Source organism: Azospira sp. MPR-E4, assembly GCF_058809645.1.
Map to the genome: position 1 here is coordinate 38,662 of NZ_JBXAST010000024.1, position 9,968 is coordinate 48,629.

The 9,968-nt window shown below is 65.3% G+C and carries 10 protein-coding genes; all 10 read right to left on the reverse strand.

All coding sequences use genetic code 11. From position 1 onward, the window contains the following. Positions 1-20: 20 nt before the first annotated feature. Positions 21-449, reverse strand: coding sequence for a nucleoside-diphosphate kinase (gene ndk / locus AC1RTA_RS09270; protein WP_014238158.1), 429 nt, complete (start codon positions 447-449; stop codon positions 21-23). 181 nt (positions 450-630) lie between these two features. Next, the gene (locus tag AC1RTA_RS09275; RefSeq protein ID WP_014238159.1) at positions 631-915 is read right to left on the reverse strand and encodes a ferredoxin family protein; all 285 of its coding nucleotides are present in this window, start codon (positions 913-915) and stop codon (positions 631-633) included. Between the two features lie 135 nt (positions 916-1,050). Continuing rightward, complete coding sequence (locus AC1RTA_RS09280; RefSeq protein ID WP_492784569.1) at positions 1,051-2,361, reverse strand: FAD-dependent oxidoreductase; 1,311 nt, start codon at positions 2,359-2,361, stop codon at positions 1,051-1,053. A 9-nt stretch (positions 2,362-2,370) separates the two neighbouring features. After that, positions 2,371-3,453 carry an electron transfer flavoprotein subunit alpha/FixB family protein gene (locus AC1RTA_RS09285; RefSeq protein ID WP_014238161.1) on the reverse strand — a complete coding sequence of 361 codons (1,083 nt, stop codon included), beginning with the start codon at positions 3,451-3,453 and terminating at the stop codon, positions 2,371-2,373. After that, entirely contained in the window at positions 3,446-4,330 is an 885-nt protein-coding gene (locus AC1RTA_RS09290; protein WP_492784570.1) for an electron transfer flavoprotein subunit beta/FixA family protein, read from the reverse strand. The genes AC1RTA_RS09285 and AC1RTA_RS09290 overlap by 8 nt, the downstream gene beginning before the upstream one ends. Positions 4,331-4,355: 25 nt before the next feature. Next, positions 4,356-5,045, reverse strand: coding sequence for a response regulator (locus tag AC1RTA_RS09295; protein WP_416244106.1), 690 nt, complete (start codon positions 5,043-5,045; stop codon positions 4,356-4,358). Next, positions 5,042-6,541 (reverse strand): ATP-binding protein, encoded by a 1,500-nt coding sequence (locus AC1RTA_RS09300; protein ID WP_416244105.1) that lies wholly within the window; start codon positions 6,539-6,541, stop codon positions 5,042-5,044. Before AC1RTA_RS09300 ends, AC1RTA_RS09295 begins: the two co-directional genes overlap by 4 nt. Before the next feature lie 140 nt (positions 6,542-6,681). Next, positions 6,682-7,965 carry a TRAP transporter large permease gene (locus AC1RTA_RS09305; RefSeq protein WP_492784571.1) on the reverse strand — a complete coding sequence of 428 codons (1,284 nt, stop codon included), beginning with the start codon at positions 7,963-7,965 and terminating at the stop codon, positions 6,682-6,684. Position 7,966: 1 nt separating this feature from the next. After that, complete coding sequence (locus AC1RTA_RS09310; RefSeq protein ID WP_130458815.1) at positions 7,967-8,707, reverse strand: TRAP transporter small permease; 741 nt, start codon at positions 8,705-8,707, stop codon at positions 7,967-7,969. 72 nt (positions 8,708-8,779) lie between these two features. Further along, positions 8,780-9,778: a TRAP transporter substrate-binding protein gene (locus AC1RTA_RS09315; RefSeq protein ID WP_014238167.1), complete on the reverse strand. Its 999-nt coding sequence runs from the start codon at positions 9,776-9,778 to the stop codon at positions 8,780-8,782. Positions 9,779-9,968 lie beyond the last annotated feature (190 nt).

Here is a 9,968-nt window from a genome sequence, read left to right on the forward strand (position 1 = left end):
CCCCGCTCACCCGACTCCGATTAGCGACCGGAGTAAACGTTCATCGCCGGGAAGAAGAAGGCGATTTCGTTGGCAGCGGTTTCGGCGGCGTCGGAGCCGTGCACGGCGTTGGCGTCGATGGATTCAGCGAAGTCGGCGCGGATGGTGCCCGGCTCGGCCTTCTTGGGGTCGGTGGCGCCCATCAGGTCGCGGTTCTTGGCGATGGCGTTTTCGCCTTCCAGCACCTGGATCATGACGGGGCCGGAGATCATGAAGGACACCAGATCCTTGAAGAAGGGGCGTTCCTTGTGCACGGCGTAGAACTTGCCGGCTTCTTCGGCAGACAGCCAGGCCATCTTGGAAGCAACGATCTTCAGACCGTTGGTTTCGAAACGGGAGTAGATCTTGCCGATGACGTTCTTGGCGACGGCGTCGGGTTTGATGATGGAAAGGGTGCGTTCGATAGCCATGGTCACTCCGTGAATAGCTGGGTTTGGAAATAACTTTATATTTTACCAGACCTTAGGGGAGAACCCCAGCCCGGACGCCATTTCCGCACCTTGGCAGCACCACGGCAGCCGCCATCCCCGCCCCGGGGCCGGGACGGGAAACCGGCCGCCCCCCCCCTGGCGGGAAGGCGGCCGCCGGGACTCAACCGAACTTGAAGAGGATGCCGAAGCCGGCCCGGGGATAGTTCCAGTCCACGTTGCCGTGGGTGTCGCAGACCACCCGGCAGGTACCGCATTCCAGGCAGCCGTCGGTGATCAGGCCGATCTTGCCCTCCTCGAAGGACCAGCAGCCGGCCGGACAGCAGACGACACAGGCCCGGCTGACGCAGCCGTCGTTGCAGACGGATTCGTTCTTGATGCGGATGTGGGGCCGGTCCGCATCGACCCGGTAGCGGTTCTGGAACAGCTTTTCTTCGACTTTCATCATGATCTATGTCCTTTTGAAGCGCTGCGCCCAAGGGAAACAGCGTGGAGCGCAGCGATCCTGGCCAGGCGTGCCGCCGCAGGCAGTACAGCTAGTACGGCAAGGCGGCACGGCCAGGACCATTTTGTTGGCCCTTCCTCAGCGGGTGGCGCGCCACAGGCGGTAAGCATCACCCAGCAGCCCCAGCAGGCTGCGGCGTTCGCGGAAGGCGTTGAAGATGGCCTTTTCCTTGGTCGCCTTGTCCTGTCCATCCACGGTGAAGAACTCGTGGGCGGCGCCGTTGAGCAGGGCCGGGTAATCGGAGAGGAACTGGCGCTGGCTGTGCAGGGTATCCGGGATGTTGCGGTACTTCTTCAGGTCCTTGAGCACGATGCTGTCCTCCAGCCTGGCCTTGTAGCGGGCCAGGTTGGCGGCGGTGGAAGGCAGGCCCTTCTCCCCCAGTTCCAGCAGGGTCTCGGCGGCGAGGCGGCCGCTGGTCATGGCCAGGTTGGAGCCTTCCCGGTGCACGGCGTTCACGAAACCGGCGGAATCCCCCACCAGCAGCCAGCCTTCGCCGTACAGCTCGGGCAGGGCGTGGTAGCCGCCTTCGGGAATGAGGTGGGCGGCGTATTCCCGGGTCTCGCCGCCGGCGATCAGGGGCGCCACGGAAGGATGCTGCTTCAGCTTTTCCAGCAGTTCCGTCGGGGTGGTGTTCTGCGCCTTCATGTCGGAAAGCATGCAGCCGATGCCAAGGGAAATGGAGTCCTTGTTGGTGTAGAGGAAGGCAGTACCGGCCATGCCCTGGCTGATGCTGCCCAGCATCTCGATCACCACACCCTCGCTGCCCTTCAGGTTGAAGCGGGCCTCCACGGTTTCCTTGGGCAGGAAGATGGTTTCCTTCACCGCCAGGGCCACGGCGGCGGGCTTGATGTCCTCCCGCAGGCCGGCCCGGCTGGCCACCAGGGAATTGACCCCGTCCGCCAGGATCACGGTGTCGGCGTAGATTTTGCCGTCCTCCCGGTCCACTTCGACGCCGATGACCTTGCCGGCGGCATCCCGCAGCAGGGCGATCACCGTCATTTCGCAGATCACCAGGGCGCCGGCCTTCTGCACCTGCTCGGAGAACCACTTGTCGAAACGGGCCCGGATGATGGTGTAGCGGTTGCCCGGCATCTGGTTGAAGCGGTCGGAACGGAAGGTGGTGCCGACGTAGGACTCGTCCTCCATCACCCACATGCGCTGCTCGATGACGGTACGCTCCAGGGGGGCGGAGTCGCGGAAGTCGGGGATGATCTTTTCCAGGGCATCGGCGTAGAGGATGGCGCCCTGCACATTCTTGGAGCCGGGATACTCGCCCCGCTCCAGCTGCAGCACCTTCTTGCCGGCCTTGGCCAGGGTGTAGGCGGCGGCATTGCCGGCGGGGCCGGCACCGACGACGATGACGTCGAATTTTTCGATGTTCTGGGTCATGGGGATTCCTTAGCTGCCTTGGTGCGCCAGGTAGCCGGCGAAGGTGCGGCCCAGGGCCGGCAGCACCTGGTTGCAGTCGCCGACGATGGCGTAGTGGGCGAAGTCGAAAATGGGGGCGTTGGGGTCGTTGTTGATGGCGATGATGCAGTCCGCCCCTTCCATGCCCACCCGGTGCTGGATGGCGCCGGAAATGCCGGCGGCGATGTAGAGGGCCGGGCGCACGGTCTTGCCGGTCTGGCCCACCTGGCGGTCGGCCGAGATCCAGCCGGCGTGGATGGCGGCCCGGGAGGCCCCCACTTCGCCGCCCAGGACCTTGGCCAGATCCCACACATGCTTGAAGTTCTCCGCCTTGCCCAGGCCCTTGCCGCCGGAGACGACGATTTCGGCGTAGGGCAGCTGGGGCTTGTCGCGCTGGTCGTCGGGGATGAATTCCAGCACCTTGGTGACGATGTCGGTCTCGATCAGGCCGGCCTCGAAGTCCACGATCAGGCCGGTCCGTTCCGGTTGCGGGTCGGGCATGGGCATCACCCGGTGGCGCACCGTGGCCATCTGGGGCCGGTAGTTGAGGGTGACGATGGTGCACAGCAGGCTGCCGCCGAAGGTGGGGCGGGTGGAGAGCAGGCAGCGGTCTTCCGGATCGATGGCCAGTTCGGTGCAGTCGGCGGTGAGGCCTGTCTTCAGGGTGGTGGCCACCGACCCGGCCAGGTCCCGGCCCAGGGTGGTGGCGCCCAGCAGCAGGATTTCCGGCTTGTGGGCATTGACCAGGTCGGTCAGGGCCCGGGTGAAGGGCACGTTGCGGTACTCGGCCAGCACCGGACTGGCGATACGGTAGCAGCGGTCGGCGCCGTAGGCGAAGGCGGCCCGGCACTGGGCTTCCAGGTCCGGCCCCGGGGCGCCCATGACCACGCCGCACAGCTCCACCCCCAGCTGGTCCGCCAGGCGGCGGCCCTGGCCCATCAGCTCCCAGGAGACGGGATGCACATGGCCCCGCTCGCTCTCGACGAAGACCCAGACGCCCTTGTAGGCCAGCAGTTCTTCATCCAGCTTGATCTTGCGCTTCTTGATGGGCTTGTCGGTCTTGGCTTCACTCATGGCGCTCTCCTGCACTACGGCTAGCCCGCTTGTTGTCGCGGGTTTGATCCAATTGCTTTTTGACCTTGGGGATTTCCACCAGCACCTTGTCCAGCAGGGCCTGGGTGGCGGCTTCCGGGTTGGCGGCGTCGAACTCGATCTGCAGGGCCTTCTGGGCCCGGGGGCTGGGCACGAAGACCCGGCTGACGATGGTGGGGCTGCCCTTCAGGCCCACCTTCTTGATGTCTTCGATGCCGGCGGCGTTGCGGTCCCAGACGCGGACTTCGGCCCGGGCGGCGCGGAACATGTCGGGGGCGCTGCCGAAGCGGATCTCGTTGCTGCCTTCGAGCATGGTGATGAGGGCCGGCAGACGGGTTTCCAGCACCTGCACCCCACCCTCGGCGCGGCGCTCGACGCGGATGCTGTTGGCGGCCTGATCCACGCTGACGATGCGGGAGACGTAGGTGAGCAGTTCCAGTTCCAGGCGCTTGGCGACGCCCGGGCCCACCTGGGCCGTGTCGCCGTCGATGGTCTGCTTGCCGGTGAACACCAGGTCCACCGGGGTCTCCTGGTGCAAGGTTTTGATGGCCGAGGCCAGCACGTAGGAGGTGGCCAGGGTGTCGGCCCCGGCGAAGAGTTTGTCGGTCACCAGCACGGCCTCGTCGCAGCCGTAGGAGAGGGCCTTGCGCAGGGCCGGCTCGGCCTGGGGCGGGCCCATGGTCAGCACCGTCACCTTGCCCCCCAGCTGGTCCTTGAGGGCCAGGGCCGCCTCGATGGCGAAGAGGTCGTAGGGGTTGATGATGGCCGGCACCCCCTGGCGCATGATGGTGTTGGTCACCGGATGGACCCGAATCTGGGCACTGTCCGGCACCTGCTTGATACAAACGACGATGTGCATGATGACGATCCGTCTAAAGTTGAAATCAGGGTAGGAAACGGTAGCCGACGCCGATTTCCGTCAGGATATGGCGCGGTTTGGCCGGGTCGGCCTCGATCTTCTGCCGCAGGTGGCCCACATAGACCCGCAGGTACTGATTGTTCTCCGCCGCCTTGCCGCCCCACACCTGGGTCAGCAGCTGGCGGTGGGTCAGCACCCGGCCCGGGTTGCCGGCCAGGGCCAGCAGCAGACGGTACTCGATCTGGGACAGGTGCAACAGTTCGCCGCCCTTCTCCACCCGGCGCCCGGCGCAGTCGATGCGCACCTCGCCGAATTCGATGAGGGGACTGCCCTCCCCCGTGGCCGCCGGCCCCCGGCGCAGCAGGGCGCGCACCCGGGCCAGCAGCTCGGGCACGCCGAAGGGCTTGGTCAGGTAGTCGTCGGCGCCCGCGTCCAGGGCCGCCACCTTCTGGCTCTCCTGGGTGCGGGCGGACAGCACCAGCACCGGCGCCGCCGACCAGGCGCGGAAGTCCCGCAGGAAATCCAGGCCGTCCAGGTCCGGCAGGCCCAGGTCCAGGATGAGCAGGGAGGGCTTCAGGGCGCCGGCCTGGACCATGCCGTGGCGGGCCGAACCGGCCTCGCTGACGGCGTAGCCTTCGCTCTCCAGCACGGAAACGACGAATTCCCGGATGGACCCATCGTCCTCCACCACCAGGATGGTTTCGCTGGCGCTCATGGCGTTTCGCTTTCCAGGTCTGCCAGATCCGCCAGGTCGGGCGGGGTTTCCAGGGGCAGGCGCAGGCAGAAGCAGGCACCGCCGCCGCTGCGGTTGGCGGCGCTGACACTGCCGCCGTGGGCCTCGGCAATGGTGCGGGCAATGGCCAGCCCGAGCCCGGCCCCGGGCACGTTGGACTCGCTGCGGCCGCGGCGGAAGAGGCCGAACAGGTCCTCCTCCTGGCCCGGCGCCAGGCCTTCGCCCCGGTCACAGACGGACAGTTCCAGCCAGCCTTCGGACTGGGCCACACGCAGCTCGATGCTTTGTTCCGCCGGGGAATACTTGAGGGCGTTCTCCAGGAGATTCCACAGCACCCGCTCGATCAGCACCCCGTCGATATGCACCGGCGGCAGGTCCGGGGCGATGTTGATGACGATCTCCCGCCCCCCGGCGTGGGGCTCCAGCAGTCCCATGGTGGCGCCGATGACCTCCTCGATGGGCTGCCATTCTTTCTGCAACTCCACATTGCCGGAGCGCAGCCGGGCCATTTCCAGCAGGTTGCCGAGCAACTGGTTGATGGCCAGGGCCTGGTCCCGCAGGCGCAGCAGCATGGATTTCTGCTTGTCGGCACCGGCCACCTTGCCCAGGGCCAGGCCGTCGGCCATGCCCACCAGGGCCGTGAGAGGCGTGCGCAGGTCATGGGAGAGGCTGGCAAGGATGGTGCCGCGCAGGGTTTCGGCCGCCACCCGCAATTCGCTCTCGCGCACGGCGGCGGCGTACTGGGTCCGCTCCAGGGCCACGGCCACCACGGAGGCCATGGTGTCCAGGGCCTCCCGGTATTCGCCGTCGTCCAGGGTGCCGCTGTCCACCTCGAAGCCGAGCAGGCCCTGCAGGTCCCGGGTGCCGGCCAAGGGCAGGAGGGCCCGTGAAATGCCCGGCGCCGGGCTGGGAATGGCCACCAGCTGGCGCCGCTCCAGACAGGCCCGTACCAGGGCCTTGGTGATGAAGGGCGGCGGCTGGTCCCAGGTGGCCGGCTCCAGCAGGCGGATGCGGCGGGCACCGAGGGCGTCGGCGAGGAAGCGGCGGCAGGTCTGGGTCACCTCCTCGGCGGTCTGGCTGCCGGCCAGGTGCTTGGCCAGTTCGTAGAGGGCCCGGGCCCGCCGGGCCCGGTCGCGGGCCAGCTCCACCTGGGTGCGCAGGGCGGCGGTGAGATGGCCCACCACCAGGGCCACCACCACCATGATCACCGCCGCCATGACGTACTGGATTTCCGTGATGGCCAGGGAGAAATGGGGCGGTACGAAGACGTAGGCGAAGGCCAGGCTGCCGGCCAGGGCGCAGGCCACGGCGGGGCCGCGGCCGAAGTGGCCGCCCACGGCCACCACCGCCAGGACGTAGAGCAGGGCCAGGTTGGAGAGGTCGATCTCGGCCCGGAACGGGGCCGCCAGCGCCGTCCCCAGGAGGACGAAGAGCATGCCCATCAGGTAGCCGGAGAAGCGCTGCAGGAGGTGCCCCATGGCCGAATCAGCAGGAAGTAGCCGGAATCATGGGCACCATGCTAGCCCGAGCCGTATAAAAGCACTGTAAAAAATGGGCAAAAAAAAGCGCGCGGCGGTTTCCCGCACGCGCGCCAACTCAACGCAAGGGTGATTCTTTGCTACAGCATGCCCAGGGTGCGGGGCAGCCACAGGGACAGGGTGGGCCAGTAGGTGACCAGGGCCAGGAAGCCGAGCATGGAGAGCAGCCACGGCCAGACGGCGATGGTCAGCTCCGTAATCCCCATCTTGGTGATGCCCGAGGCCACGTAAAGGTTGAGGCCCACCGGCGGGTGGCACATGCCCACTTCCATGTTCACCACGATCAGGATGCCGAAGTGCACCGGGTCGATGCCCAGCTTGACGGCCACCGGGAACAGGATCGGCGCCATGATCAGGACGATGGAGGAAGGCTCCATGAAGTTGCCGGCGATCAGCAGCAGCACGTTCACCGCCAGGAGGAAGGCGATGGGGCCCAGGCCCTTGTCCAGCAGCCATTCAGCCAGCAGCTGGGGGATGTTCTCGTTGGTCATGAGGAAGGAGAACAGCACCGCGTTGGTGATGATGTACAGCAGCATGGCGGACATGTTGGCCGAATCCAGCAGCACCTTGGGGATCTGCTTGAGGCCCATGTCCTTGTACACGAACACCGCCACGATGAAGGCGTACACCGCGGACATGGCCGCCGCCTCGGTGGGGGTGAACATGCCGGTGTAGATACCGCCCATGACGATGACGATCAGCATCAGGCCCCACACGGACTTGCGGAAGGCGACCCAGCGCTCGCCCCAGGAAGCCTTGGGCATGCGCGGATAGTCGAACTTCTTGGCCCGGTACCAGGTGACCATGCCCAGGGTGAAGGCCAGCAGCAGACCGGGGATCACACCGGCCATGAACAGGGCGCCCACGGAGGTGTTGGTGGCCACGGAGTACATCACCATGACGATGGAGGGCGGGATCAGGATGCCCAGGGCGCCGGAGGTGGTGATGACGCCCGCACCGAAACGGTTGGGGAAGCCTGCCCTGACCATGGCCGGCAGCAGGATGGAGCCGATGGCCACCACGGTCGCCGGGGAGGAGCCGGAGACGGCGGCGAACAGGGCGCAGGCCAGCACGCCGGCAAGGCCGAGGCCGCCGTAGAAGTGGCCCACCATGGCGCTGGCGAAGTTGATCATGCGCCGCGCCACCCCACCGTGGGTAAGGAAGTTGCCGGCCAGGATGAAGAACGGGATCGCCATGATCTCGAACTTCTCGATGCCGGTGAACAGCTTCAGGGCCACCGATTCGATGGGCACCTGGGTCATGGTGAAGAGGAAGGTCAGTACGGTCAGACCCAGGGAAATGGAAATGGGCATCCCCGTCAGCATCAGCGCCAGGAGGAGGCCGAAAATGATTGCGGCGTTCATGTTATTGGCCTCCGTTCTTGTCGCTGCGCTTCACGCCGTGGGGCGTATCCGGCTCCATGGGCACTTCCTTGCGGCCAGCGTCCACGTGTTCCAGTTCCTCGGCGGCCTGGATGGCCTCGCCGATGGAGTAGGTCTTCTCTTCCTGGGCCAGTTCCTCTTCCAGGCCTTCCACATGGCCATGGTCGTGGTGGGGCAGTTCGCCGGTCTTGAGGAAGGAGACGGCCACCTGCAGGAAGCGGAAGCACATCAGGTAGGAGCCCAGGGGCACGGCGGAATAGACGATCCAGGTCGGCCATTCCAGGTCCGGCGTGATGGGGCCTTCGAAGAGGTCCGGCGCTTCGATGCCGAACCAGTGGAAGAACTGGTAGTGGGCGCCGTTTTCCCAGACGAAGGTGGCACCCAGGGTGCCGACGATGCCGGTGAAGGTGGCGCCGGCGAGCAGGCCGAACAGCACGAACTTGGCGCGGTTGGCAGTCTTCAAGCGGTTGATGACCACATCGACGCCGACGTGGATGCCGGTGCGCACGCCATAGGCGGCGCCGAACTTGGCCATCCACACGAACATGATGATGCACAGTTCCTGGGCCCAGCTGAAGTTGAGGCTGAGCAGCCAGTCCTGCAGGCCAGGAATGTCGTAACCGGAAAGATAGCGATGCACCACGGACAGGAAAATGATGACCGTGGCCGCACCCATCAGGAAGGTGATGATGGCTTCTTCCAGGTGATTGAGCAGCTTATTCATGACAGAACTCCCCCTGCCCTCACAAAAACGCCCGCCCCAGTCTGAGGCGGGCGTCCTCGCGGGCAGAATGTTTTACTGGGCGGTGAAACCGGTTTCCTTGTAGATGGACTGGATCAGATCCTTGCCGATCCGGTCAGCCATCTTGGCGTGCACCGGGGTCAGTGCCTTCTTGAAGGCTTCGCGCTCTTCCTTGGTGGGCACGTAGACCTGGGTCTTGCCGCTCTTCTTCACGGATTCCAGATCCTTGTCGTTCTGTTCCTTGGCGATCTTGTTGGCGTAGGTGGTGGCGTCCTTCATCGCGGTTTCGAGCTGGCCACGCACATCGGCGGGCAGACCGTCCCAGAACTTCTTGTTCACGATGACGGCGTAACCCAGGTAGCCGTGGTCGGTCAGGGTCAGATGCTTCTGCACTTCATGCATCTTCTGGGTGTAGAGGTTGGAGATGGGGTTCTCGGTACCGTCCACCACGCCGGTCTGCAGGGCCTGGTACACCTCGGAGAAGGCCATCACCTGGGGCAGGGCGCCCAGGGAGCGCATTTCCTCTTCCAGCACCTTGGAGGACTGGATGCGCATCTTCTTGCCCTTCAGGTCAGCCGGGGTCTTGATCGGGGTGTTGGCGGAGAAGGACTTGAAGCCGTTGTCCCAGTAAGCCAGACCCTTGATGCCCTTGGGTTCCAGCTTGGCCAGCAGGGCGGCGCCGACGGGGCCGGTGGTGACCTTGTGCAGCTCTTCGTAGTTGTCGAAGATGTAGGGCAGGTCGAAGGCTTCGAATTCACGCACGCCCAGGGGGCCGAACTTGGCCAGGGAAGGTGCCAGCATCTGCACGGCGCCCAGCTGCAGGGCTTCCATTTCTTCCTTGTCCTTGTACAGCTGGCTGTTGGGGTAGACCTCGACCTTCACTTTGCCCTTGGTCAGTTCGGCAGCCTTCTTGGCGAAGAAGTCGGCGGCCATGCCCTTGGGCGTATCCACGGCCACCACGTGGCTGAACTTGATGACGATGGGCTGCTGGGCCATGGCCCCGCAGGACAGGACTCCGGCCAACAGGCCGAACATGAGATGGGACATCTTCATATTTTCTCCTCCGACAAACAGTTGATTTGGTTTATGTAGACTAGCCCTCAGGCCAGCTTGGCGCAGTATCACAAACGTTATACACCGCCCACTACTGTGGATATCCACAATCCACGCGGGTTTCCGTCATTCTGCATGCTTCGCCTCCTTACGTTGCAGCCCGCTGACCGCCCCCCCATGCCCCACGATC

Excerpts from the sequence above, each read along its gene's own strand:
- AC1RTA_RS09280 (WP_492784569.1), bottom strand. The coding sequence starts at position 2,361 with ATGACCCAGAACATCGAAAAATTCGACGTCATCGTCGTCGGTGCCGGC.
- AC1RTA_RS09285 (WP_014238161.1), bottom strand. The coding sequence starts at position 3,453 with ATGAGTGAAGCCAAGACCGACAAGCCCATCAAGAAGCGCAAGATCAAG.
- AC1RTA_RS09275 (WP_014238159.1), bottom strand. The coding sequence starts at position 915 with ATGATGAAAGTCGAAGAAAAGCTGTTCCAGAACCGCTACCGGGTCGAT.
- ndk (WP_014238158.1), bottom strand. The coding sequence starts at position 449 with ATGGCTATCGAACGCACCCTTTCCATCATCAAACCCGACGCCGTCGCC.
- AC1RTA_RS09295 (WP_416244106.1), bottom strand. The coding sequence starts at position 5,045 with ATGAGCGCCAGCGAAACCATCCTGGTGGTGGAGGACGATGGGTCCATC.
- AC1RTA_RS09310 (WP_130458815.1), bottom strand. The coding sequence starts at position 8,707 with ATGAATAAGCTGCTCAATCACCTGGAAGAAGCCATCATCACCTTCCTG.
- AC1RTA_RS09290 (WP_492784570.1), bottom strand. The coding sequence starts at position 4,330 with ATGCACATCGTCGTTTGTATCAAGCAGGTGCCGGACAGTGCCCAGATT.
- AC1RTA_RS09300 (WP_416244105.1), bottom strand. The coding sequence starts at position 6,541 with ATGGGGCACCTCCTGCAGCGCTTCTCCGGCTACCTGATGGGCATGCTC.
- AC1RTA_RS09315 (WP_014238167.1), bottom strand. The coding sequence starts at position 9,778 with ATGAAGATGTCCCATCTCATGTTCGGCCTGTTGGCCGGAGTCCTGTCC.
- AC1RTA_RS09305 (WP_492784571.1), bottom strand. The coding sequence starts at position 7,965 with ATGAACGCCGCAATCATTTTCGGCCTCCTCCTGGCGCTGATGCTGACG.